Source organism: Dyella sp. 2YAF14, from assembly GCF_052114725.1.
Lineage (GTDB): Bacteria > Pseudomonadota > Gammaproteobacteria > Xanthomonadales > Rhodanobacteraceae > Dyella.
Genome location: NZ_JBFRFH010000001.1, coordinates 73,903 through 96,657, shown reverse-complemented (window position 1 = coordinate 96,657; position 22,755 = coordinate 73,903). Strand labels below are relative to the sequence as shown.

At 65.1% G+C, this 22,755-nt stretch carries 21 protein-coding genes and 1 pseudogene; 14 read left to right on the top strand and 8 right to left on the bottom strand.

Annotated features, from left to right (window positions below; translation table 11 throughout):
• Positions 1 to 49 precede the first annotated feature (49 nt).
• Both AB4Y82_RS00475 and AB4Y82_RS00470 read left to right on the top strand, forming a co-directional pair.
• On the top strand, positions 50 to 1,420 hold the full coding sequence (locus AB4Y82_RS00475) for a formimidoylglutamate deiminase (RefSeq protein ID WP_441603448.1): 1,371 nt from the start codon (positions 50 to 52) through the stop codon (positions 1,418 to 1,420).
• Between the two features lie 133 nt (positions 1,421 to 1,553).
• A complete protein-coding gene (locus tag AB4Y82_RS00470) occupies positions 1,554 to 1,724 on the top strand; it encodes a hypothetical protein (protein ID WP_441603447.1) in 171 nt (56 codons plus the stop codon).
• Here the strand turns inward: AB4Y82_RS00470 and AB4Y82_RS00465 are convergent.
• Together AB4Y82_RS00465 and AB4Y82_RS00460 are read right to left on the bottom strand one after the other, a co-directional pair.
• The gene (locus tag AB4Y82_RS00465) at positions 1,709 to 2,509 is read right to left on the bottom strand and encodes a LysR substrate-binding domain-containing protein (protein ID WP_441611131.1); all 801 of its coding nucleotides are present in this window, start codon (positions 2,507 to 2,509) and stop codon (positions 1,709 to 1,711) included. The two genes, AB4Y82_RS00470 and AB4Y82_RS00465, sit on opposite strands and share 16 nt — an antisense overlap.
• Positions 2,510 to 2,643, bottom strand: a pseudogene (locus AB4Y82_RS00460) (LysR family transcriptional regulator); the annotation flags it as partial. It lies immediately after the preceding gene.
• Between the two features lie 106 nt (positions 2,644 to 2,749).
• Between AB4Y82_RS00460 and AB4Y82_RS00455 the strand changes: the two are divergent.
• A complete protein-coding gene (locus tag AB4Y82_RS00455) occupies positions 2,750 to 3,856 on the top strand; it encodes an aldo/keto reductase (protein WP_441603445.1) in 1,107 nt (368 codons plus the stop codon).
• 206 nt (positions 3,857 to 4,062) lie between these two features.
• Here AB4Y82_RS00455 and AB4Y82_RS00450 read toward each other — a convergent pair whose 3' ends face one another.
• Positions 4,063 to 4,554 carry a Spy/CpxP family protein refolding chaperone gene (locus tag AB4Y82_RS00450; protein WP_441603444.1) on the bottom strand — a complete coding sequence of 164 codons (492 nt, stop codon included), beginning with the start codon at positions 4,552 to 4,554 and terminating at the stop codon, positions 4,063 to 4,065.
• 161 nt (positions 4,555 to 4,715) lie between these two features.
• On the opposite strand from AB4Y82_RS00450, the gene AB4Y82_RS00445 reads away from it, so the two are divergent.
• From AB4Y82_RS00445 to AB4Y82_RS00430, 4 genes are all read left to right on the top strand, one after another.
• Positions 4,716 to 5,402: a response regulator gene (locus AB4Y82_RS00445; RefSeq protein ID WP_441603443.1), complete on the top strand. Its 687-nt coding sequence runs from the start codon at positions 4,716 to 4,718 to the stop codon at positions 5,400 to 5,402.
• Positions 5,399 to 6,763 carry a sensor histidine kinase gene (locus tag AB4Y82_RS00440; RefSeq protein WP_441603442.1) on the top strand — a complete coding sequence of 455 codons (1,365 nt, stop codon included), beginning with the start codon at positions 5,399 to 5,401 and terminating at the stop codon, positions 6,761 to 6,763. Before AB4Y82_RS00445 ends, AB4Y82_RS00440 begins: the two co-directional genes overlap by 4 nt.
• A gap of 79 nt (positions 6,764 to 6,842) precedes the next feature.
• Positions 6,843 to 7,829, top strand: coding sequence for a multidrug resistance efflux transporter family protein (locus tag AB4Y82_RS00435; RefSeq protein WP_441603441.1), 987 nt, complete (start codon positions 6,843 to 6,845; stop codon positions 7,827 to 7,829).
• A complete protein-coding gene (locus tag AB4Y82_RS00430; protein ID WP_441603440.1) occupies positions 7,826 to 8,833 on the top strand; it encodes an alpha/beta hydrolase in 1,008 nt (335 codons plus the stop codon). The genes AB4Y82_RS00435 and AB4Y82_RS00430 overlap by 4 nt, the downstream gene beginning before the upstream one ends.
• Positions 8,834 to 8,839: 6 nt before the next feature.
• Here AB4Y82_RS00430 and AB4Y82_RS00425 read toward each other — a convergent pair whose 3' ends face one another.
• Entirely contained in the window at positions 8,840 to 10,552 is a 1,713-nt protein-coding gene (locus AB4Y82_RS00425) for a sensor domain-containing diguanylate cyclase (protein WP_441603439.1), read from the bottom strand.
• 303 nt (positions 10,553 to 10,855) lie between these two features.
• Between AB4Y82_RS00425 and AB4Y82_RS00420 the strand changes: the two genes are divergently transcribed.
• Complete coding sequence (locus tag AB4Y82_RS00420) at positions 10,856 to 12,073, top strand: MFS transporter (RefSeq protein ID WP_441603579.1); 1,218 nt, start codon at positions 10,856 to 10,858, stop codon at positions 12,071 to 12,073.
• Positions 12,074 to 12,118: 45 nt separating this feature from the next.
• Here AB4Y82_RS00420 and AB4Y82_RS00415 read toward each other — a convergent pair whose 3' ends face one another.
• Positions 12,119 to 13,408, bottom strand: a complete 1,290-nt coding sequence (locus AB4Y82_RS00415) for an alkaline phosphatase family protein (protein ID WP_441603578.1) — start codon at positions 13,406 to 13,408, stop codon at positions 12,119 to 12,121.
• Between the two features lie 108 nt (positions 13,409 to 13,516).
• Between AB4Y82_RS00415 and AB4Y82_RS00410 the strand changes: the two genes are divergently transcribed.
• A complete protein-coding gene (locus AB4Y82_RS00410) occupies positions 13,517 to 13,789 on the top strand; it encodes a hypothetical protein (RefSeq protein ID WP_441603438.1) in 273 nt (90 codons plus the stop codon).
• A 23-nt stretch (positions 13,790 to 13,812) separates the two neighbouring features.
• Here AB4Y82_RS00410 and AB4Y82_RS00405 read toward each other — a convergent pair whose 3' ends face one another.
• Both AB4Y82_RS00405 and AB4Y82_RS00400 read right to left on the bottom strand, forming a co-directional pair.
• Complete coding sequence (locus AB4Y82_RS00405; RefSeq protein ID WP_441603437.1) at positions 13,813 to 14,340, bottom strand: methylated-DNA--[protein]-cysteine S-methyltransferase; 528 nt, start codon at positions 14,338 to 14,340, stop codon at positions 13,813 to 13,815.
• Positions 14,340 to 15,830, bottom strand: a complete 1,491-nt coding sequence (locus AB4Y82_RS00400) for an AlkA N-terminal domain-containing protein (RefSeq protein WP_441603436.1) — start codon at positions 15,828 to 15,830, stop codon at positions 14,340 to 14,342. The genes AB4Y82_RS00405 and AB4Y82_RS00400 overlap by 1 nt, the downstream gene beginning before the upstream one ends.
• 144 nt (positions 15,831 to 15,974) lie before the next feature.
• Between AB4Y82_RS00400 and AB4Y82_RS00395 the strand changes: the two genes are divergently transcribed.
• On the top strand, positions 15,975 to 17,636 hold the full coding sequence (locus tag AB4Y82_RS00395) for a tetratricopeptide repeat protein (RefSeq protein ID WP_441603435.1): 1,662 nt from the start codon (positions 15,975 to 15,977) through the stop codon (positions 17,634 to 17,636).
• A 14-nt stretch (positions 17,637 to 17,650) separates the two neighbouring features.
• On the opposite strand, the gene AB4Y82_RS00390 is transcribed toward AB4Y82_RS00395, so the two are convergent.
• Positions 17,651 to 18,190: a YybH family protein gene (locus tag AB4Y82_RS00390; protein WP_441603434.1), complete on the bottom strand. Its 540-nt coding sequence runs from the start codon at positions 18,188 to 18,190 to the stop codon at positions 17,651 to 17,653.
• Between the two features lie 157 nt (positions 18,191 to 18,347).
• Between AB4Y82_RS00390 and hutU the strand changes: the two genes are divergently transcribed.
• The 4 genes from hutU to AB4Y82_RS00370 all read left to right on the top strand — a co-directional run bounded on the left by hutU (position 18,348) and on the right by AB4Y82_RS00370 (position 22,744).
• Complete coding sequence (gene hutU / locus AB4Y82_RS00385; RefSeq protein ID WP_441603433.1) at positions 18,348 to 20,018, top strand: urocanate hydratase; 1,671 nt, start codon at positions 18,348 to 18,350, stop codon at positions 20,016 to 20,018.
• A gap of 124 nt (positions 20,019 to 20,142) precedes the next feature.
• The gene (gene bla / locus AB4Y82_RS00380; protein ID WP_441603432.1) at positions 20,143 to 21,165 is read left to right on the top strand and encodes a class A beta-lactamase; all 1,023 of its coding nucleotides are present in this window, start codon (positions 20,143 to 20,145) and stop codon (positions 21,163 to 21,165) included.
• Between the two features lie 69 nt (positions 21,166 to 21,234).
• Positions 21,235 to 21,630 carry an MAPEG family protein gene (locus AB4Y82_RS00375; RefSeq protein ID WP_441603431.1) on the top strand — a complete coding sequence of 132 codons (396 nt, stop codon included), beginning with the start codon at positions 21,235 to 21,237 and terminating at the stop codon, positions 21,628 to 21,630.
• Positions 21,631 to 21,970: 340 nt separating this feature from the next.
• Complete coding sequence (locus AB4Y82_RS00370) at positions 21,971 to 22,744, top strand: TenA family transcriptional regulator (RefSeq protein WP_441603430.1); 774 nt, start codon at positions 21,971 to 21,973, stop codon at positions 22,742 to 22,744.
• The last annotated feature ends 11 nt before the right edge of the window (positions 22,745 to 22,755 follow it).

The window sequence follows — 22,755 nt, the reverse complement described above, 5'->3', positions numbered from 1 at the left end:
CGGGGTGGCGAGCGGTTACACTCGAAGTCTGTCCTTACGGAGCTTGCTCATGGCAGCCACCATCCCGACCCGCTACGCCGCCGACCGACTCTGGACGCCGCAGGGCTGGAGCTCTGACGCCGTGTTGGATATCGATGATGGCGGCATGCTGGTCGAGGGATCGGGAGGGCACGCCGAGCGCCTCGGCCGTTGGGTGCTGCCCGGCATGCCCAACCTGCATTCGCATGCGTTCCAGCGCGCCATGGCGGGACTGGCCGAACGCAAGGGCAAGAGCGACGACAGCTTCTGGACCTGGCGCGAAACCATGTATGCGTTCGCCGCCACCATCGGCCCGGACGAATTGCAGGCCATCGCCGCGCAGCTCTACGTGGAGATGGTCAAGAGCGGTTACACGCAGGTCTGCGAATTCCACTATCTGCATCACCAGCCCGATGGCACGCCGTACGCGCAGCCCGAGGCGATGTCGCTGGCCTTGATCGAAGCGGCGCGCGAGGCAGGCATCGCGCTGACCTTGTTGCCGGTGTTGTACATGAGCGGCGGTTTCGATGGCCGTCCGCTGGCGCCGCGGCAATGCCGCTTCGGCCACGACGTGCCGTCCTATCTGCGCCTGCTCGAAAGCCTGCGCAAGCACGAGAGCGACAAGCTGCGTGTCGGCATCGCCTTGCATTCGCTGCGCGCGGTGCCGGAGGATGCCTTGCGTACGGTGCTCGCCAACGATGCGGCCAGTAAGTGCCCCATCCACATCCATATCGCCGAGCAGATCGGCGAGGTGCAGGATTGCCTGGCCACGCGCGGCGCGCGTCCGGTGGAATGGTTGTTTGATCACGCCCCGGTGGATGCACGCTGGACGCTGATCCACGCCACGCATTTGACCGACAAGGAAACGCTGCAGATCGCGCGTAGCGGCGCCGTGGCTGGTCTGTGCCCCACCACGGAAGCGAATCTCGGTGACGGGTTGTTTCCGCTGGCGGCTTATCTGGATGCGAACGGCACGCTGGGCATCGGTTCCGATTCGCATATCTCCGTGTCGCCGGTGGAAGAATTGCGTTGGCTGGAATACGGCCAGCGCCTGGCGACGCGTCATCGCAATATCGCCGGACGTCATCAGGGCGACAGCGTGGGCGAGACCTTGTGGCGCGCCGCCTTGCGCGGCGGTGCAACGGCTTCGGGATTGCCGATCGGCGAATTGCGCCCGGGCGCACGCGCCGATCTGATCGTGCTGGACGATCGCGCACCCTTGCTTGCCGCACGCGACGAACGTTCGCTGATCGACAGCTTCCTGTTCGCCGGCAACGCGCCGCTGGTGCGCGATGTGATGGTGGGCGGCGAATGGATGGTGCGTGGCTTCACCCATCGCGATGAAGACCGCATCGCCGCGCGCTACCGCACGGTGATGGAACGGCTCGCCCAGCAGCACTGACGCGCAAGGATCAAGTCAGCATGAACGGTGGCTGCGATTTCGATGAATCGCAGCCATCAAAAGCGGGTGTTCGCGTCATCGGGTTTTTCGAGACCGGCGTTCTCCGGATCAAACCCACCCGAAGGAGAACACCATGCGTCGACTCATGCTGATCGGTCTCGGCCTCGCCGTCATGTTCAGCGCGAGCGTGTCACTCACCGGCTGCGTGGTGGTGGCGCCGCGACCGCACTATGCAGCGCGGGTCTGGGTGCCGGCTTACTACGCCCCGGGCAATGTCTATATTTCCGGTCACTGGCGTTCGTGAGCCGTCGCCAGGACAGCGCAGTGCTGGCGCAGGTGCTCGATGAAGGCGCGTAACTTCGGGGGCACCTGCAGCCGGCTGGGGTAATAGAGATAGAAGCCGTCGAACGGCGGCAACCAGTCGTCGAGCACGCTTTGCAGGCGGCCATCGGCCAGCGCTGCACGCACGGAGGGTTCCACCATATGCGTGAGCCCCAGGCCGTCGATGGCAGCGCGTATCGCCATGCTGGGGTCGTTGGTGGTGATGGGGCCGTCCACGTCCAGTTCGAACCACTGTCCCTTGGACGCGCCCGTCGGGTGCGCAAACTCCCAGCGATAGATCGCGTTGCTGCTGAAACGGAAGCGCACGCAGTCGTGCGTGGACAAGTCGCGCGGATGGATGGGGCGTCCGTGCGCGGCGAAGTACGCAGGCGATCCCACCACCACGGCACGCTGCGGGCCGCCCAGCGGCAAGGCCACCATGTCGCGCGCCAGGCGTTCGCCCAGGCGGATGCCGGCGTCGAAACCATCGGCGATCAAGTCGGTGAGGCGGTTCTCGACCTGGATATCCAGCTTCACTTCCGGCCATGCGCGCATGAAGGAGGCCACGCAGGGGGCGATCAGGTGATCGAGCACCATCTGCGGTACGGCGATGCGCAGCGTGCCGGCGGGCCGGTCGCCGTGCTGGCGCAAGGCGTCGATGGCGTCGTCGATTTCGCTTAAGGCGGGGGCGATGCGTTCGAGGAAGGCGTGGCCCGCCTCGGTCAGCCCCACGCGGCGCGTGGTCCGGTGCAGCAGGCGCACGCCCACATGGTCTTCCAGCTGCCGCAGCGTCTGGCTGAGCGCAGAGGGGTGACCTCCAGCTCAGCGGCGGCGCGGGTGAAGCTCCCATGGCGGGCGATCAGGCGGAAGGCGCGCAGGGCGGTGGCGTGGTCCTGAGCCATTAATTAGCCTCGCTTAATAAAGCATGCACAAGATGCGGATTTTTCCCCGTAATGGCAAGGCGCATGCTCTGCCCATCCGCACCAGCCACCATCACGGGAGTTCGCCATGTCGCTCGATGCCTACTACACCCTCGGTCGCTCCGGCCTGCGCGTTAGCCGCCTCGCCCTGGGCACCATGACCTTCGGTGACAACTGGGGCTGGGGAGCGGCGCAGGACACCGCCCGCGCCATGTTCGACCGCTATCTGGAGGCCGGCGGCAATTTCATCGATACCGCCGACCTGTATACCGATGGCGCCAGCGAGGAGCTGCTGGGCCAGTTCGTGGCCGATAGCGGCACCCGCGACCGCGTCGTGCTGTCGACCAAGTTCAGCTACAACGCCCAGCCCGGCAACCCCAATGCCGGCGGCAACGGCCGCAAGAACATCCTGCGCGCCGTGGAAGGCTCGTTGCGCCGGCTGCGCACCGACTACATCGATCTCTACCTGCTGCACACATGGGACCGGCTGACGCCCGCCGAAGAGGTCGTACGCACGCTCGATGATCTGGTGCGCGCCGGCAAGATCCGCTACGCGGGCCTGTCGGATGTGCCGGCCTGGTACGCCTCGCGCGCGCAGACGTATGCCGAGGCGCATGCGCTGACTCCGCTGGTGAATCTGCAGCTGGAGTACTCGCTGATCGAGCGCCACATGGAACACGAATTCGTGCCCATGGCCGCCGAACTGGGCATGGGCATCACCGCGTGGAGTCCGCTCGGCATGGGCTTGCTGTCGGGCAAGTACAAGCCCGGTGCAGCGGGCGACGGCCGCCTGGCGAAGATCTCGGGCGCACCGGGTTTCGACCGCTTCACCGAACGCAACTGGGCGATCGTCGCCGCGCTGGAAGAGGTGGCCGCCAAGCTGGACAAGCCGATGGCGCAGGTCGCGCTCAACTGGGTGGCCACGCAGCCGGGCATCGCCTCGGTGATCGTCGGCGCCACCAAGCTGGCTCAACTGGATGACAACCTCGCTGCGCTGTCGTTCGACATCCCGGCCGACTTGCGTGCCCGCTTGAACGAAGCGAGCGCTCTGGAGCCGACGTTCCCGTACTGGTTCTTCGGCGACGTGCAGCAGTCGCGCATCCATGGCGGCGTGGCCGTGGGCAGCAAGCCGGAGAGTTATGCGCACAAGGTCTTCGTGCCGGCGGCGCAACAGGCAGGCTTCAAGGCCGATTGATCGCCGATTAGCCTGTTGTAGGAGCGCACTTGTGCGCGACAAACCTACGGAGCGGTACCCACGTGACTCCGCGGTCGCGCACAAGTGCGCTCCTACAAGGGGATTGAGGTCCCACAAAAAAACGGCGCCAGCATGCAGGCTGGCGCCGAGTTTCTTACCTGGCGCGGAGAAGGCGCCGTTACGTTGTTATGCCGTCGTCCGAACCGTTACTGGGCCGAGGACGAACCCGAGGTCGGGTGCGTGGCCTTGAACTGTTCCCACTGCTGGTGACGTGCAACCTGCTGGGCCTTGAAGGTGGCCAGCTGGGCCTGCTGGGCGGGGGTGAGGATGGCGTAGACCTGGGCGCGGATCGCGGCGCGCTGCTGCACGCGGGCCGTGGTGGCGGCGCCTTCGGCCTGGGCCAGGGCGGTAGCCGCGGACTGGTAACCGGAAGCATTCGGAGCCATCTGCTCGAACGCTTCACGCTGCTGGCGCAGCGCCTGACGCTGGGCCTTACCCTGCGAGAAGGAGCTCTGCATGATCTGCTTGATGCTGGCCTTCTGGGCGTCGCTAAGGTTCAGCTTGCTGTACGCCTCAAACGCGCCGTGGCCATGACCGTGACCACCGTGCGGGCCACCGTCCTGAGCGGAGGCGATGGCGAACGGAGCGAGAGCAACAGCCGAAGCGAGCACCAGAGCGAGAGAGATGTTCTTGCGCATGGGGATTACCTGTGTCGTGGTGGAGGGGTCTTGCGTGGTGCCTATTTGACGACAGCGCTATGTGTATGTTCTTTGCGGGAAGGTAAAGAACGGTAAAGCCGGTGGAGCAAGTTCCTTCGCACCGCTTGAATGGCCCTCCAGGCACCAGAAAAATCCCCGACATGCCCCGAATCCTCATCGTTGACGACGACCGCGCACTGGCTGAACTGCTGGCTGAATACCTGCGGCGCGAGGGCTTCGTGGTGGATGTCGCGCACGACAGCGAGGCCGGCCTTGCGCAGCTTCACAACCCGTCGACGCGCCCGGACCTGCTGATCCTCGACGTGATGATGCCGGGGCGCGACGGCCTGGACACGCTGCGCGAGCTGCGCCTCAAGCATCGCCTGCCGGTGATCATGCTGTCGGCCAAGGGCGAGCCGGTGGATCGCGTAATCGGTCTGGAACTGGGCGCGGACGATTACCTCACCAAGCCCTGCCTGCCGCGTGAATTGCTGGCGCGCGTGCGTGCCCAGCTGCGACGCAATACGCCGGCCACGGCGGGCACGCTGCAAGTGGGCGTGCTGCGACTGGAGCCGGGCGAGCGTCGCGCCTATGTGGGTGAGCAGGAGTTGTCGCTCACAGGCGCGGAATTCCAGCTGCTGCTCGCACTCGCTCAACGCACCGGCGAGCTGGTCGATAAGTCCACGCTCACGCGCATGGCGCTGGGCCGCGAGCTCGAGCGTTTCGATCGCAGCATCGACGTGCACGTAAGCCGTCTGCGCCACAAGCTGGCCGAAGCGTCGCCGCAGGCGCCACGCATCGATTCCGTGCGCGGTGCGGGCTACAGCCTCGTGGCGGGTGGCGCGTGAGTCCGTTCAAGAGCTCGCTTTACTGGCGCGTGTTGATCAGCTTCTGCGCCGCCAACCTGCTGGCGCTGGCCCTGGGTATCTTTCTCACGCAGAGCTTCATCGAATACAGCACCGCGGTGGAGATCAACTGGTCCGCCGTGGCGCAAGGCGCGGATCAGGCGTTTGAAGCGGGCGGCCCGACGGCGCTCACCGAGTGGTCGCTGCAACAGCGGCGCGAAGGCATCGAGGCGACGCTGTACGAAAACGGACAGGCGCTGTCGCCGATCCGCATGCCCCCGTCCATGCAGGAATCGCTGCCGAGCTGGCTGGAAGAAAAGCGCGACATGGTGCTGCAGCCATGGCCGAATCTTTATCTCGCCGTGCAGCAGATACGTGGCAGCGACGGCCGCGTTCGCCAACTGGTGGCGCTGAGCCGCACGCATTCGCGCCTGCGCCAGCAGACGCGGCAGACGATTTTCCTGGCGTTCCAGGGCGGGCTCTCGCTGCTCTTCATCGGCTTCGTCGGCTGGTGGGTGGCGCGCAGCGTGGCCAAGCCGGTGGAAGCGATCAGCAAGGCCACGCGGCGCATGGCGGCGGGCGAATTGTCCGCGCGCGTCGAAGGGCAGGGGCGCCGCGCGCCGGAGGAACTCACCCAGCTCGCGAGCGATTTCGATGCGATGGCCGAACGCATCGAGGCCCTGGTCGCCCACGATCGCAGCGTGCTGCAAGACCTCTCGCACGAATTGCGCTCACCGCTCGCACGTCTGCACCTGATCCTCGATCTCGCCCAGCGCAGCACGCCTGAAGAAGCCGCGCGATATTTCCTGCAGGCGGAACAGGAAATTGGCCGCCTCGACCATATGACCGGCGAGATGCTGGCGCTGTCGCGGCTCGAAGGTGGTATCCCCGGCGTGAACCGCGAACCGGTGGACCTGGCCGCGCTCTTGCGCGAAAGCGTGCGACGCGCCGAACTGGAAGCCGCCGCGCGCCATATCACCTTGGCCTTGTTCGACGGCGCACCGGTCGTGGTATCCGGCAACGAGCTGCTGCTGGAGCGGGCGTTGGACAACCTTATCGCGAACGCGATCAAGTTCAGCCCCGAAGGCGGGCGGGTCGAACTGATGGCGCAGACCGTGGGCGCACGTGTCGACGTTTCCGTGCGCGACAACGGGCCCGGCGTGCCGGAGGCGGAGCTTGGCTCGCTGTTCCGGCCATTGTTCCGCGGCAGCAATGCATCGCGCGCCGACGGGCACGGGCTGGGGCTGGCCATCGTCCAGCGCGTGGTCAAAGCGCATGGCGGCGACATCCACGCGGAAAATGTCGACGGCGGCGGGTTGCGGGTCGCTCTGCAACTGCCATTGGCGCCGGCCACTGCCGGCTGATTCGAGCTTCGGGCCGCCAGCGGCCTTCGAAAACGCCCGCGCGTCTGCGACACTCGGTGTTTTCGACCACGGCCTGCCGATGCGCTCCAACGCTATCGCCGCGGTGGGACTGGCGCTGTGCGCGGCGCTGTTCTTCACCATGACCTATGTACTCAACCGCAGCCTGGTGGCAGGCGGCGGTCATTGGGCGTGGGCAGTGATCCTGCGTTATCTCATCACCTTGCCGTTGCTGGCCATTGCCTTGCCCTGGCAGGGTGGCCTGGGCGAATTGCCGAACGAGTTGAAGCGCTATCCGCGCGCATGGCTGTTATGGAGCGCGGTGGGATTCGTGTTGTTCGGTCTGCCGTTGACGTGGGCGGCCAATAGCGGTCCGTCCTGGCTGGTGGCAGGCAGTTTCCAGACCACCGTGCTGGCGGGCCCTTTGCTAGCGCCATTGATTTATCGCGACGCACGCCGGCATCTGGCATGGCGCAGCGTGGCGATCGGCGTGTTGATCGTGGCCGGCGTGTTCGCGCTGCAATGGGGGCACGCGCAAGGCGAGCTGCGCGCCAGCGACTGGCTGGCGATGGCGGCCGTGGTGTTTTCGGCCTTCATGTATCCGCTGGGCAACCGCATGGTGCTGCTGCACCTGGAACACAGCGGCGCGCAGATAGGCGCCACCCAGCGCGTGTTCGGCATGACGCTGTGCAGCTGGCCGCTGTGGCTGATCCTCGCCGTGGTGACGTGGATCGCGGTGGGCCCGCCGGGCTGGCGCGAAATCCTGCTCGCGGGTGGCGTGGCCTTGTCGTCGGGCGTGATTGCCACGGTGTTGTTTTTCCGCGCCACGGCGATGGTTCGTTCGGAGCCCACCGCACTCGCGGCGGTGGAAGCGATGCAGGCGGCCGAGCTGCTGTTCGCCACGGTGATTGGTGCGAGCTTTCTGGGCGAGGCGTGGCCGCATGGTTACTCAGCGTTTGGCGCGGTGATGATCATCGTTGGCATTGCATTGTTCGGTTGGGTAAGTGGTCGATCGGCGGCCGGGCACCGGGACGAGGTGCGCACATTGGAAACGGATCGTGGTGCATGAGCGCTGAGGGCGGCGGAGCGATGGTGATGCGTGCAGTTTGGAAAAGTGTGGCGATTTGCCTGCTCGCTGGAGCGCTGGTCAGGCCGCTGCCGGTACAGGCCGAGGAGCAAGCGCTGCCTCCGCCGGTAAAACTCGTGTTGGACGCGAAGGCGTTCGCGCCCGAGCAGATCAAGGTGACGGTCTACCTCCCTCCGGGCTACACGCGTTCGGACGCGCGTTATCCCGTGCTGTACGCGAACGACGGGCAGGACATGGACGCGGTTGGCTTGCAACAGACGCTTGCAACGCTCTACGCGCAACACGCGATCCATCCGGTGATCGTGGTGGCGGTGGACATGCTCAAGGATCGTGCGTCGGGCTATGGGCTGTTCGATCGTGCACGTCGGCAAAGCATCGTGGGAGGCTCGCGCATCGGCCCGATCGGAGCGCGTGCGTACGATTACTCGGCATGGCTCGCCGGCACGCTGGTGCCTTATGTTGACGCGCATTACCGCACGCAGGCTTCGGCTCAAGGGCGCACGATGCTCGGCTGGTCGCTGGGTGCGCTCAATGCGTTCAGCCTGGGCTGGGAGTACCCGGACGTGTTCGGACAAGTGGGCGCGTTCTCGCCATCGTTCTGGCTGGCGGCCGATCGCAGCGATGCGCAGGCGGTGGAAAGCACGCGCCTGGCGCAGGCCATGGTGGATCGTGCCGGGCAGCGCAAGCCGCTGCGTTTCTGGTTTGCCGTGGGCGGCCATGAAGAAACCAATGACCGCAACCATAACGGCACCATCGATGCCGTCGAAGATCTGCAGGACGTGATCAACGGTTTTGCGGCACCCGATGGCAGGCACCGGCGGGGTCTGCGCGATCTGGGCTATCGCATCGAGACGGATCACCCCGACCAGCCGTCGCAAGCGGACGAGGTCGTCTACGATCTGCTGCCCGATGGGGAACACAACCAGGCCACCTGGAAGCGCATGTTGCCGGTGTTCCTTCGCTGGGCCTATGGCGTCACGCCGTAACGGGAATCAGCCCGCCACGGCGGTCAACGGCGAGTGCGCAACCACGCAGTTGCGTCCCTGGGTTTTCGCACGATAGAGCGCCGCATCCGCGCGGGCGATCAGATCGTCCGCCGTATCGGCAGGTCCGGTGAGACTGGCCACGCCCATGCTGATGGTGGTCTGCAGCGAGTTGCCGCGCGAGTGCACATGCAGTGATTCGATGCTGCGGCGGATACGCTCGCCCACCGCCATCGCCTGCTCATGCGTCGTGGCCGGCAGCAAGGCCACGAACTCTTCGCCGCCGTAGCGGCCCAGGCTGTCCGTCGGGCGCAGTTCGTCGGCGATGGCAGCGGCCACCGCGCGCAGACAGGCATCGCCCGTCTGGTGACCATAGCGGTCGTTCACCGACTTGAAGTGGTCCAAGTCCAGGAAGATCAGCGCGAGTGGCTGATGCTTTGGTCTTGCCTGCGTGACGGCCTCATGCAGCCTGGCGACCAGGGCGCGCCGGTTGAGCAGGCCGGTGAGCGCGTCGTGGTCGGCCAGGTGGTGCGCCACGTCGCGTTCGCGCCGCGCGCGCAAGGACAGATCAGCCAAACCGATGGTCACCACGATGCTGCAGAACGCAGTGGCAAACGGGAGGCCGTATTCCAGCCAGCGAGGCTGGTCCAGCGCCAGCAAGATCTGGCCCAGTCGCATGACGGTCAGCAGCACCTGGGGCAACCACGCCACCAGGAAAAAACGAGCCTGCCGCCCATGCCGGGACGCAGCCAGCACGATCGTGCCCAAGGCCCACAGCGAGGTGACGATAAACCACAGGTTGTACGCACTGGCCAGCAGATGCATGCGCTCCGCAAACGGGAAACAAAGCAGGGCGGCGATCAGCACGTACGGCCAGCGCATATAACCCAGTGCGCGCGCCGGGCGCGGGGTGATCTGGCGCAGCTCGCAGAATTCCAGGATGAAGGAGAACAGCAGCGGCGCGCTGAGCGCCACGAACAGCCATGGCGCATGCGTGCCCAGCGGCACCAGCAGCGAACCGCCGGGCAGTTCGTACATCTCGCCACTCATCAGCAGCTGGTTCATCAGCTGGCAACCGGTGTAGCCGATGAAATACAGCAGCACGCGATCGCGCAACACCAGCCACAGGCATAGCGCGGCAAGAATCATGGTGAACTGCACGCTGGAGAACAGCGTGGTCAGGCGCACGTGGGTCAGGTCCTGCGCCTGATACGTGGCCATGTCGGTGATGTCGGCGCGGATCTGCCGCGTGAAGTTGTCGGCGGCGATCTGCACATAGATCGGCTGGTCGGCGCGCAAGTCATGCGGCAATTCCAGCGCCAGGTGATGGCGCGAGTAACGCGCCAATTGATCGGTCTGGGCAAACCACAGCTCGTGCGGCTGATAGTCCGGCGGCGCATACACGGTGATGCGTATATAGGTGGCGCCGGTGAAATTGAGCACGGGCGAACTGGTCTCGTGCCAGTCGCGATCGATGGTCAGGCGATACCAGCGCTGCGTCTCCACCGCATTGGGCGTATGCGTCGAGCGGCTGGGCAGGAAACGTCCATCCATGCCGCCGTGGATAACCTGTGCTGGCGTGGGCGCCGGCTTGAGCGGCACCAGCGACGCTACCTGCAGGGTCGGCATAGCGGAGCGCGCAGGCGTCGCCTGTGCGGCCAGTGCAAAGCACATGGCGCACATCCAGGTGAACAACACCACGATGAGCCCGCGTATCGACATATCCCCCCTTGCTGCCGGTCCCCTGTTACCGGCGTGCGGGGCGGGTCCTTCCTTCGGACAGCGACCCCGGCGTCTTTATGTATCACGTTCCACACGCGATATGGATCTTTTTGGCCAGCCCGGGCCTGGGTCTTCACGATCCGGGTCGGCCATGAGCGGCGGTCGAACACAATCACGGCAAGTCTTATGCTTATCACCTCGGCAGTCGTTGGCGGTGGTGGCATGGCAAGGCGGGAAAGTGTGAAACCGGTCACTCAGGCAGATCATCGGCCCGGGGCCGACGAACTTGAGTCGCACGACTTTATCCGCCACGGCACACCGGCGTTTCGACGGACCAATCTGGCGCTGTTTGCCGCCGGCCTGGCCACCTTCGGGCTGTTGTATTGCACCCAGCCACTGATGCCCGAATTCAGCAAGGACTATGGCGTCAGCGCGGCTGCCGCGGCGCTCTCTCTTTCACTGACCACGGGCGTGCTGGCCTTCGCCATGCTGTTTGCCGGCGGCCTGTCCGATGCCCGGGGCCGCAAGACCATCATGACGGCCTCGCTGCTGTCCTCGTCCGTGTTGGTGGTGCTGACCGCGCTGGTGCCCGACTGGCACATGTTGCTGATACTGCGTGCGCTGCTGGGATTGACCCTCAGTGGATTGCCTGCGGTGGCGATGACATATCTCAGCGAAGAAATGCACACCGAATCGATCGGCCTGGGCATGGGCTTGTACATCAGCGGCAATGCCATTGGCGGCATGGGCGGACGACTGGTGGCAGGCGTGCTGGCTGAGTTCTTCGGGTGGCGCGTGGGTGTGGCCACGGTCGGCGTGATCGGCTTGATCGCCGGCGTGGTGTTCTGGCGCAGTCTGCCGCCGTCGCGTCATCACGTGCGTCGTCCGTTTCACCTGGGCGCGCTGATGGGGCGCTTCGCCTCGACCTTTCGCGACGCCGGCCTGCCGTGGCTATTTGCCGAAGGCTTCCTGCTGCTGGGCGCCTTTGTCACGCTGTACAACTACATCGGCTACCGCTTGCTGGCGCCACCCTATGGGCTAAACCAGGCAGTGGTGGGCGCGATCTTCAGCGTGTATCTGATCGGCACCTTCAGCTCGGCCTGGATGGGACATCTCGCCGGCAAGCTCGGGCGACGCAAGGTGTTGTGGACGGCCTTCGCGCTGATGCTCGTGGGGCTGGCGCTCACGGCCACGCGGCCACTGTGGTTGATCGTGCTGGGCATCGTCGCAGTGACGTTTGGCTTTTTCGGCGGGCATTCCATCGCCAGCAGCTGGGTGGGGCGTCGCGCCGGCGACAACAAGGCGCAGGCCTCGTCGCTTTATCTGTTTTCCTATTACATGGGTTCCAGTCTGGCTGGCGCCAGCGGTGGCCTGTTCTACGCATCGCACGGCTGGAACGGCGTGGCGGTGTTTGTCGGCGCGCTGGTCGTCGCCGGACTGTTGATTGCGTGGCGCCTGTATCGGCTGCCGCCGCTGGTCAGTCCGTCCCGACCGGAAACGGAACCGCCGATTCCCCAGTGAGGCTGCGGAAGCGCGTTGCACGCCTCCGCAGCGTGAGTTGCCGGCTTACTGCGCGTCCGGCTTGAGCATGCCCTTCACCGCGTCGTAGTCGCCATCGCTGGCGGCGGCCGGCAGGTCGAGCAGATGGGTCATCAGCGGATAGACATCCACGTTCGGAAACGACGGGATCTCGGCGCCTGCGCGGAAGGCCGGGCCATGCGCCACGAACAGCGCCTGCATCTGCGGCGCGGCGTTGTCGTAACCGTGGTCGCCGCGCATGGGCTCTTTCTTCTTCGCCAGGTACTCGCGGGTCGAGATACGCCAGCCGACATCGGCCAGGCACAGCAGCTGCGGCACACGCGCATTGCTGCCATAGGCGAGGCGCTCGGGTACGCGCGTCTTGTCCCAGCACGTCATATGCTGCTGGGGCTGCTCCATCCTGGCTTCAATCTTGGCGAAGTCGAACCCCGGCCTGGGGTTGAAACCGGCCAGCACGCCCACGCTCACCAGCTCCACCTGCTTGAGCGGGATGAGTTTGTCGATCACCACGACGTTGGCCTTCGGAGAACTCGCCATGCCGTGGTCGGCCACGATGATCATGTTGATGCGATCGAGCAGGCCCCGTTGCTGCAGGCCTTTGACGAGACGATCCAGCGCCGCATCGGTATGCGCGATCGCCTCGTTGACCTGCGGCGAATCGGGTCCGAAATGATGGCCGGCGTGATCCACCTCATCGAAGTACAACGTGAGGAAGGTCGGGCGCTCGCCGGCGGGAAGATCCAGCCACGCCAGCACCTGGTCCACGCGCTGGTCGGGCGTGACATTGCCGTCGTACGGCTTCCAGAAATTCGGATGGGCGCCGTGGATATCCGCTTCGGAACCCGGCCAGAACATGGTGGCCGTCTTCATGCCGTGCTGTTGCGCGGTTTCCCACAGCGGCGTGCCCTGAGCCCACCACTGGCCATTGCTGACCGCATCGCGATTGCCCAGCGAAAATTTTCCGAGCACCGGATCAGTCATCGTGTTGTTGACGATGCCGTGGTGATCCGGGCGCAGGCCGGTGACGATGGTGTAGTGATTGGGAAACGTCAGCGACGGAAACGACGGCTGCATGCCGTCGGTGGCGCGCACGCCTTGCTTGGCCAGCGATGCAAGCGTGGGGCTCAGTCCGCGTTCGATGTAATCGGTGCGATAACCGTCGATCGAGATCAGCAGCAGCGGTGCGGGCACGGGAGCGGGCTTTGCTGCGACAGCAGGCTGCGGCGCTGGCGTGGAAACCGGTTGCGGGTGAGGCGTGGCACAAGCTGCTCCGAGCGCGACTAGCGCACAGAGCAGCGGGCGAAACAGGATCTTCATGCGCAAGGACTTATCATGGGTACAAAGTCCGTATGATCGCCCAGGCGTATGACCATTACACGTCTTTTTCTTTGCGCAACTTTCGTCACTTGCTCGTGCTGGGCCGGTATGGCAGCGGCGCATCCGGAAACGGGTGGTGCGCCTGCGAGTGCTTCCACCGTTGCCGCGCCCGCGGCAATGTCGGCGTACAAGCCGGCATCGCAGGCGAATACGAAAGCATCGCATGTTGATGCGAATGCCACGCCCGCGCCTAAGGCCAGCAAGACCAAGCCGACGCCGGCGCCGTCCACGACGGATACGTATCATCTATCGCATCGGCCGCATCAGCTCGATTCCTACCAGAACGCGTTGACGCCGCCGCCGGCGGCGAACGAGCGCTGATCGATAGGGTGCCTGCGCGGCACCTAGTGTGCCGCGAGATGCAACTGGGCGCCGAACAGGTCGCCTTCGGCAATGCGGCTTTCCATCGACAACAGAAACTGCTTGGTCGGCAGGCCGCCACCGAACCCCGTGAGGCTGCCGTTCGCACCGATCACGCGATGACAGGGCAGCACGATCGGCAACGGATTGCGTCCGTTCGCAGCGCCCACGGCGCGCACGGCCTGCGGATGCTGGATGCGACGCGCGAGTTCGCCGTAGCTGATGGTGGCGCCGTAAGGAATGCGCGCCAGCTCCCACCACACCTCCTGCTGGAACGGCGTGCCGAGGGGATGCAGTTTTAGATCGAATTGCTGTCGTACGCCGGCGAAGTATTCTTCGAGCTGCTGTCTTGCCTGGGCGAGTGGTTCGCGTGCGCGTATCCAGGCCGGGTTCGGCGCGCGTTGATGGCGGCCGGTGGAAAACCAGATCTCGCGCAAGCCCGCTTCGTCCGCGACCAAACGCAACAGGCCGATCGGCGTGTCCATCTCGTCGTGCCAGATCATCTCGTTCATCAGGCCACCTTCTTGCTCGATGCAGCAGCGTCGCTGGCGCTGCGCCACAAATGCATGACGGAATAGGCGCGCCACGGTCGCCAGCCCTCGGCGAGCGAGGTCAGCGCTTTCGTCGACAATTCAGGACCGTCACCGGCGGCCACGCGACGAAGAATAAGATCGGCCGCAGGGAAGGCATCCGGGTGGCTGAGCGCGCGCATCGCCATGTAATGCGCAGTCCATTCGCCGATGCCTGGCAGCGCGACCCAGCGTTCGACGAATTCTTCCAGCGGCTGCTCGCTGCGAAAATCGATGCGCCCGTCCAGCAGCGCCTGTGCGACGCCGCGCACCGTCGCCGCACGGGCAGTGGTGAGGCCAATCGAGCGGAGATCTGCATCGACCAACAATGCCGGGCCCGGGAACAAGCGTTGCAGTTCGGCCACCGGCGACACAACCGGCGTACCGAAGTGCTGCACGATGCGCGTCGCCAGGGTACGCGCGGCGGCCACGCTAACTTGTTGCCCGAGGATCGCGCGCACCGCGATTTCAAAGCCGTCCCAGCCGCCGGGCAGGCGCAAACCCGGGCGCTTGCGCAGCAGCGGTCGCAGCACCGGACTTTCCTTCAGTGCATCGCTGATCGATTGCGGGCTCGCGTCGAGGTCGAACATGCGACGCAGCTTGTTCACCACGCCGAGCATCTGCGCCGGCTGCGGGCAGTGCAGTTGCAGTCGCAGCGCATGATCGTGGCCGGGCCATGCGCTCAGGCGCAGCCAGCCCGGTGCCTCAGGCGTACCGAATACACGCGCGTAGCTGTGCTCGTCTACGTGCTCCACGCCGGGCAGCGCGCGTCCGCGCAGGAACGCGAGGATCGCTTCGAAGTCATAAGGCGGCCGATACGCGAGCCGCAGCGTGATCGCATCGCCGGTCGCCGCGCCGGGGTGGCGACGCAAGTCGCGTGGCGCCATGCGGTTCGCTTGCAGGAACGCCGCATTGAAACGGCGCAGGCTGCCGAAGCCGGATGCGAGCGCGACTTCCGTGACAGGCATCGTCGTTTCAGTGAGCAGCTGCTTGGCGAACAACAGGCGTCGCGTCGTATGGACGCTGATCGGCGGCGCACCAAGACGTTCCACGAACAGCCGGCGCAGCTGTCGCGCGCCGACGCCAACGCGCTCAGCCATCGCATCCACGGATAATTCGTCGAACGCGCCGCTGTCCATCAGTTTCAACGTGCGTGCAATGACGTGGTCGCCGCGTTGCCACGCGTCATTGCCAGGCGACAGTTCGGGCCGGCAACGCAGGCATGGACGAAACCCGGCCGCTTCCGCCGCCGCGGCACTCGCGTAATAGCGCACGTTCTGTGGTTTCGGCGACGGGGCAGGGCATACCGGGCGGCAGTAGATGCGTGTGCTGGTGACGGCGGTGAAGAACAGTCCGTCGAAGCGTGCATCGCGGCTGAGGCGCGCCTGCTCGCAGGTGCGGTCGTCGGGCAAGGGGGCGGTCTGGGGGGCCATGCGGCGAGATTAGCACCGGGGGCAGGCTCAAACTGGCCGTTTTCGGACATCAATGCCGGGAGGTTCAGCCTGCACGGCCGCCCCGTGATTGGCGAACATGGGCGTCAATGTTAGGGTTTTGCGCAATCACTGGGGGGCCAGGGAATGAACGTCGGAAACAAGTGGTGGCTCGCCGCGGCGGCCGGACTCGGTTTGGCCGTTGGCGGCGGCGTCTGGGCAATGGCTGCGAGCTGGCAGCATGCAATGGTCGCTCGCATCAATCGGCCCGCGCCCAAGCTGGCGCCGACCGTGGCTCTGCCGAACAGAGCCAATGCGCATGTGTTCGACCGCAACAGCGTCTACAGATTCCTCGCCGGCGCCAAACGTGCCGAAGCGATCACCGATCCGCTGCAGCGCTGTCTCGCATATCCGGATCCACCCGGCAGCCATTGGTCGCCGGCCGCCGTCGCGGCGTATTGCCGCTATCGAACGTATCCGTCGATGTCGTTTGAACAGGTACATGCACTGCTTGAGCAGGGCCAGTACGTCGAGCTGGACCGGCGATTGGCGGGGATGCTCGACGACAAGTTGCACAAGCCGGACGTGGCAGGCGTGATGGATCATGCGTTCGAAACTTGGTTCAACCGCAGCGACCTTGATTTGCGTCCCCTGCTGGAACACTGGAAGCAGGCGTCCCCGCACAGTGCGTTTGCATACACCGCCAGTGGCGTCTCCTACGTCGCCATGGCGTGGCATGCACGCGGAAAGGAATACATACAGGACACGCCGCGCAGCAACATCGACGCGATGGAACGCTTGCTGGCGCTCGCGGATGCGGACCTGCGCCATGCCGTATCACTCGATCCGCGCATGACGCCTGCGTACGTCGCCATGATCGACGCAGGGCAACTCAGCCTGGGCTCGGCCTATGTAAGAAACGCGGCCGATGCCGGCTTGCACACCGATCCGGCAAACTTTGCGATCTACAGCGAAATGATGCGCGCCCTGCAACCCCGCTGGGGCGGCTCGATCCAGCAGATGAAGCAGAACGGGCAGGCGGCGCTGAAGCATGCATCCGACAATCCCTTGCTTATGCTGCTGCCGGAAAAGGCGGTTGCGGAGGAAGTGGATCTCGATGGCGATGACTGCAACGTACCGGGCCGGTTCGAGCAGTTCCGTCTCGTATTCGACCAGGTTGCCGTAGCCTCGCAGCTGTCCACGGCCGCCGAGTCCGCCGAGGCATGCAACCACCTGGATCTGTCGACCGTGTATTTCTCCGAGGATTTGCGCTTCTATCCCGAAGACCGCAGCGCCCGCGCGCGTCGGGTATACAACCTCAACGAATTCGATGAATCAGCATGGGCGGTCGCGCAGGCCAGCCAGCTGATGCGTGAGGAGCCCGGCAATGCCGACTATGTGGTTGCGCGCGGCAACGCCTATGAGATGTTGAACGACTATCCGCATGCCGAGCAGGACTATCTGGCCACGCTCGCTTTGTCGCCAAACCATAGGCAGGCAGTTGCCGCACTGGCAAACCTCTATATGAACCAGACGCATGACTGGGACAAGGCCTGGGCGCTGGACGAGCGTTTGGTGCAGGCAGCGCCCAGCGAGCCTTATGGTTGGTGGTTGCGCGCCGAGATTCAGATGCGCCAGCCAAGGAAGGGCTTGAAGGATACCGCGGACTATTTCGCGGCCCACTTCGATACCACGCCCGAGATGCATCGCGCGCTGTTGCGAATGAGGGCAGAGCAGGCACTGCAGGACGGCGCCGCCAAGGCTTCCGCGAAATCGGCGCCATCACCCCACCACGCATCATTGCAATGAAAGGTGCGGGGTGCTCAGCGGACGATGGCAAGCGACACGAGATCGGGCGCGCACTCCGCACGGCGCCCTGACTCGAAATTCGCCACGTCCTGGGCGCTCGCTGCGCGTCCTTCGTCGCCGCCGTCGAACATCACGCGCCATACGCCGTCATTGCCGCGATGCCATACCGTGCTGAATGCGATCAGCGTGTAGCGCGGATTCGCGTTCGGCGCGAGGTTTTCCAGCAGGGCCGGTCCGCTCGACAGCACGGTCGATGGATCGCCTGCCTGCACCACCCAGGCGGGGTACCAGCGCACGCGCATGCTCTTGCCTTCGAGCAACGTCTTCCACTGCTTGACGATCGCCGCCCGGCCGCGCTGCGGATGGGCAGTGTTCGCCGCGAAGACGGCATCGCTGTCGATATGCTCGGCAAACGCCTTCTCGTCGTGCCGATCCACTGACGCGGCGAACGAGAGTTCTCGTTGCCACACCGCGCAACGCGATGTTTCAGCAGCCTGCGCATGACCAACGAACGCGGCCACACCCAGCACGGCCAGAATCAGGAAACGCTGCATGGGCGCAACCTCAGGGGGGGAGTGCGGCAAGCATGATTTCGCCTTGCGCGTCGCGAAAGTGCCGAAAGGTGGATGGGCGGGACTTTGCCGCAATGCGGTTTGCGGGCGCCGGCCAGCCTCGTCACAATGGCACTTTCCCCTGGCTGTGACGCTTCCCATGAACGCTCCCACCCGCATCGACACCACCCGTACCATCCGCGCGCCGCGCGGCACCGAGTTGAGTTGCAAGAGCTGGCTGACCGAGGCGCCGTTCCGCATGCTGCAGAACAACCTCGATCCGGAAGTGGCGGAAAATCCGGCGGAACTGGTGGTTTACGGCGGCATCGGGCGGGCGGCGCGCAACTGGGAATGCTTCGACGCAATCCTGCGCGCCCTGCGCGAGCTCAACGACAACGAGACGCTGCTGATCCAGTCCGGCAAGCCGGTCGGCGTGTTTCCCAGCCATCCGGATGCGCCGCGCGTCCTGCTCGCCAATTCCAACCTGGTGCCGGCGTGGGCGAACTGGGAGCACTTCAACGAGCTCGATAAGAAGGGCTTGATGATGTACGGCCAGATGACGGCCGGCTCGTGGATCTATATCGGCTCGCAAGGCATCGTGCAGGGCACTTACGAGACCTTTGTGGAAATGGGTCGCCAGCACTACGGCGGCAGCCTCAAGGGCAAGTGGATCCTCACCGCGGGTCTGGGCGGCATGGGCGGCGCGCAACCGCTGGCTGCATCGCTGGCTGGTGCGTGCTCGCTCAACATCGAATGCCAGCAGAGCCGCATCGATTTCCGCCTGAAGACGCGTTACGTCGACGAGCAGGCAACCGATCTGGACGACGCGCTCGCGCGCATCGCGAAATACACCGCGGCCGGTGAAGCAAAGTCGATCGCGCTGCTTGGCAACGCCGCCGATGTGCTGCCGGAACTCGTGCGCCGCGGCGTGCGTCCGGACGCCGTCACCGACCAGACCAGCGCGCACGATCCGGTCAATGGTTACCTGCCGCAGGGCTGGACGGTCGAGCAGTGGTTCGAGCGCCGCAAGAGCGATCCGGCCGGCACGTCCAAGGCGGCCAAGCAGTCGATGAAGACGCACGTGGAAGCGATGCTCGCGTTTCACCAGCAGGGCGTACCGACGTTCGATTACGGCAACAACATCCGCCAGATGGCGAAGGACGAAGGCTGCGCGGATGCGTTCGCGTTCCCGGGTTTCGTGCCGGCCTTCGTGCGTCCGCTGTTCTGCCGTGGCGTGGGCCCGTTCCGCTGGGTGGCGCTGTCGGGCGATCCGGAAGACATCTACAAGACCGACCAGAAGGTGAAGGAGCTGATCCCCGATGATCCGCACCTGCATCGCTGGCTGGACATGGCGAAGGAACGCATCAATTTCCAGGGCCTGCCGGCGCGCATCTGCTGGGTGGGTCTGGGCGTGCGCCACAAGCTGGGCCTCGCGTTCAACGAGATGGTGCGCAATGGCGAGCTGAAGGCGCCGGTGGTGATTGGCCGCGATCATCTGGATTCGGGTTCGGTGGCCAGCCCCAATCGCGAGACCGAAGCGATGCGCGACGGTTCGGATGCGGTGAGCGATTGGCCGCTGCTGAACGCGATGCTCAATGTCGCCGGCGGCGCGACCTGGGTGTCGCTGCACCATGGGGGCGGCGTGGGCATGGGTTACTCGCAGCATTCGGGCGTGGTGATCGTATGTGATGGCAGCGAAGCGGCCGACCAGCGCCTTGCGCGCGTGCTGTGGAATGACCCGGGCACCGGCGTGATGCGTCATGCCGATGCGGGTTATGAGATCGCCATCGAGTGCGCGAAAGAGCAAGGCCTCAACCTGCCGATGATCTGATCGAATCGCGGTGCCTTGCGGACGGCGCAGGGCACTGCTGTCGCGCCAAGGACAGGTGAGCGCCCGAGATTTGCCATAGTCGGCTGAGAAAGTGCCCGGGTCACCCCACTCGAAAGGACTCTCCATGGCTTTTTCGACTGCCCGCCGTGCATGGTGCACGGCGATGTTCGCGATCGCATGCTCGGCTGTCTCGGGCGTCTCGCCCGCGGCCAGCCCACAACCGTCAGCCTCAACCAACGAGGCGCTCCAACACGCATTGGATGCCTTGGCGCAGCGCGCGCAACCGGGCACGTTGGGCGTGGCCGTGCTCGATTTGAAGTCGGGCGCTACCACCGGCGTCGACGCGGATCGCGCATTCCCGATGATGAGCGTGTTCAAGGCGCCGGTCGCCGCTGCGGTGCTGTCGCGGATTGACGATGGATCGCTGTCCTTGCAGCAGACAGTGACGGTCACGCGCGATCAGGTGATGGGCGGCTCGGCGATACCGTCCATCGGCGCACACTTCCACGGCGAGCGCATGAGCTTCACCATCGAGCAGCTGTTGAAAGCCGCGGTGACCGAAAGCGACAACACGGCCGTGAATGCCTTGATCCGCGCCGTCGGTGGTGCTGTCGTGGTGACGACGTATTTGCATGCGCACGGCATCGATGGCATGCGCGTGGACGTGGACGAGGCAGACATCGCGCAGGTGTTCCACGGTCTGCGTCCGGGCGAACAGGCGCCGGCGCACGAAAGCAGTGCGGCCGCGGACCTGCGCTACCAGTCGGGCTATCAGGCCTTTCTCGCCGACCCGCGCAATCGCAGCACGCCGCATGCGGCGATCGCGTTCCTTGGAAAGTTGGTCCAGGGCGAGCTGCTGTCGCCGGTATCGACCCAGCGCCTGCTCGCGCTGATGGAAGCGCAAACCATCCCGAACCGCCTGCGCGCGGGTTTGCCGGCAGGCCTGACTTTTGCCGACAAGACCGGCACGTCCGGCGCGCTGGGCAAGCGCACGGCTGCATTCAACGATATCGGCATCATCCGCTGGCCCGATGGGCACACTGTGCTGGTGGCCGCGTTTCTGATGGACTCGTCGGCCAGCGATCAGCAGCGCGCCGCGCTGTTCGCCGATATCGCGCGTAGCGTGGCGTCCTCGGTACATCCATAAGACGCCCACCGGTGGTGCAGGGCCGCGCCCGGGCGCATCATGTCGCCACATCCAACGAGGAGTGGCGACATGCCGGTCGAACTGAAGATGTTGGCGTGGTCGATTGTGTTGGGCCTGGTCTATGTGGTGTTTGCGGTGACGCTGGCCACCATGCAGCGAGGCATGGCCTGGAATGCCGGCAATCGCTCCGGCGAAGCCCCGCTGACCGGCGTCGCCGATCGGGCCAGCCGCGCCAGCCGCAATTTCCTCGAGACCTTTGCGTTCTTCGCGGCCGCCGTGCTGGTGGTCGTGGTGGGGCAATGCGCGAGTGGCACGACCGCGCTTGGCGCCGAGATCTACTTCTGGGCGCGCGTGGTCTACCTGCCGATCTATGCGGCCGGCATTCCCTATCTGCGCACCCTGGTGTGGGCGGTGTCGATCGCAGGCCTGTTGATGGTCTTGTCCGGCGTATTGGGTTCGCACTAACGGAACGGCGCTTGATGCCGCGGCCCGCCCAATGGCGGGCCACGTTTGTGTGCGCGTGTCTATCGGGTCGTGCTGCTCATGGCTCCCGCTTTAGCGTCAAAGACTTGGCGTGCGCCGGAATTCCGACGTCAGTTTTCCGCCAGTTCCGGGTCGGCAGCCAGCTGGCTTATTTTCGCTTTTCCTCTTTTAGTCAATCACTTGCGCAGGTTTTTCCAGGTTGCTTCGCAACGGGCGTTCGCAAGCCATTCGAGGCGTGACCACACTGGTGGTCCGGCACGGCTTGTGTCGGGCCGCCGGGCAGGGTCCGGCGGTTTCCTTGATTGACGACTGGAGAAACTGCATGAACACCAACACTGTACGCACCGGCTCGCTGACCGAACTGTCGAGCTACCCCAAATGGGCGCGCGAAATGATCGAAGCCTGCGAACCCGCCCGCCGGAGCGTCCGCGACCACGTGATGTGGGACATGATGAGCGAAGGTAGTATCGACTTGGCTACCGTGCGCAACTTCATGGTCGGCACCTGGTCGCTGATCGAGCGCTTCCCGGGCTTCATGGCATTGAGCCTGCTCAAGACGCGTTATGGACGCAGTGCCGGCGACAACATGGCTCGACGCTGGCTGGTCCGCAACATCCGCGTGGAGCAGAACCATGCCGAGTACTGGCTGGATTGGGCCGAGGGCTCGGGTGTGTCGCGTGAGGAGGTGCTCGACGGCATGCCGCCGCGCGGCACCCAGACTGCCGCGGAGTGGTGCCATGACGTCTGTGCCCGCGACACGCTGGCCGCCGGCATCGCCGCCACCAACTACGCCATCGAAGGCGTCACCGGCGAGTGGTCCCAGAAGGTGTTCGACAGCGTGGCCTACGCCAACAGCCTGCCGGCTGCCGGTCGCAAGTCCACCCTGCGTTGGCTTCAGCTACACGCCGCTTATGACGATACTCATCCGTGGGAGGCGCTGGAGATCGTTTGCACCCTGATGGGCAGCCAGCCCGCAGAGGAGGAAGTGGAGCATCTGCGCGAATGCATCGAGCGTAGCTACGTGAGTCTGCACTACGGTCTGGAGCGTTGTCTGGTGCAGCACACGATGAACGAAGTGGCAGAGCAAGCGGCATAACGGGGATCTCG

Excerpts from the sequence above, each read along its gene's own strand:
- AB4Y82_RS00475 (WP_441603448.1), top strand. The coding sequence starts at position 50 with ATGGCAGCCACCATCCCGACCCGCTACGCCGCCGACCGACTCTGGACG.
- AB4Y82_RS00470 (WP_441603447.1), top strand. The coding sequence starts at position 1,554 with ATGCGTCGACTCATGCTGATCGGTCTCGGCCTCGCCGTCATGTTCAGC.
- AB4Y82_RS00455 (WP_441603445.1), top strand. The coding sequence starts at position 2,750 with ATGTCGCTCGATGCCTACTACACCCTCGGTCGCTCCGGCCTGCGCGTT.
- AB4Y82_RS00450 (WP_441603444.1), bottom strand. The coding sequence starts at position 4,554 with ATGCGCAAGAACATCTCTCTCGCTCTGGTGCTCGCTTCGGCTGTTGCT.
- AB4Y82_RS00445 (WP_441603443.1), top strand. The coding sequence starts at position 4,716 with ATGCCCCGAATCCTCATCGTTGACGACGACCGCGCACTGGCTGAACTG.
- AB4Y82_RS00435 (WP_441603441.1), top strand. The coding sequence starts at position 6,843 with ATGCGCTCCAACGCTATCGCCGCGGTGGGACTGGCGCTGTGCGCGGCG.
- AB4Y82_RS00430 (WP_441603440.1), top strand. The coding sequence starts at position 7,826 with ATGAGCGCTGAGGGCGGCGGAGCGATGGTGATGCGTGCAGTTTGGAAA.
- AB4Y82_RS00425 (WP_441603439.1), bottom strand. The coding sequence starts at position 10,552 with ATGTCGATACGCGGGCTCATCGTGGTGTTGTTCACCTGGATGTGCGCC.
- AB4Y82_RS00415 (WP_441603578.1), bottom strand. The coding sequence starts at position 13,408 with ATGAAGATCCTGTTTCGCCCGCTGCTCTGTGCGCTAGTCGCGCTCGGA.
- AB4Y82_RS00410 (WP_441603438.1), top strand. The coding sequence starts at position 13,517 with ATGGCAGCGGCGCATCCGGAAACGGGTGGTGCGCCTGCGAGTGCTTCC.
- AB4Y82_RS00405 (WP_441603437.1), bottom strand. The coding sequence starts at position 14,340 with ATGAACGAGATGATCTGGCACGACGAGATGGACACGCCGATCGGCCTG.
- AB4Y82_RS00400 (WP_441603436.1), bottom strand. The coding sequence starts at position 15,830 with ATGGCCCCCCAGACCGCCCCCTTGCCCGACGACCGCACCTGCGAGCAG.
- AB4Y82_RS00395 (WP_441603435.1), top strand. The coding sequence starts at position 15,975 with ATGAACGTCGGAAACAAGTGGTGGCTCGCCGCGGCGGCCGGACTCGGT.
- AB4Y82_RS00390 (WP_441603434.1), bottom strand. The coding sequence starts at position 18,190 with ATGCAGCGTTTCCTGATTCTGGCCGTGCTGGGTGTGGCCGCGTTCGTT.
- hutU (WP_441603433.1), top strand. The coding sequence starts at position 18,348 with ATGAACGCTCCCACCCGCATCGACACCACCCGTACCATCCGCGCGCCG.
- bla (WP_441603432.1), top strand. The coding sequence starts at position 20,143 with ATGGCTTTTTCGACTGCCCGCCGTGCATGGTGCACGGCGATGTTCGCG.
- AB4Y82_RS00375 (WP_441603431.1), top strand. The coding sequence starts at position 21,235 with ATGCCGGTCGAACTGAAGATGTTGGCGTGGTCGATTGTGTTGGGCCTG.
- AB4Y82_RS00370 (WP_441603430.1), top strand. The coding sequence starts at position 21,971 with ATGAACACCAACACTGTACGCACCGGCTCGCTGACCGAACTGTCGAGC.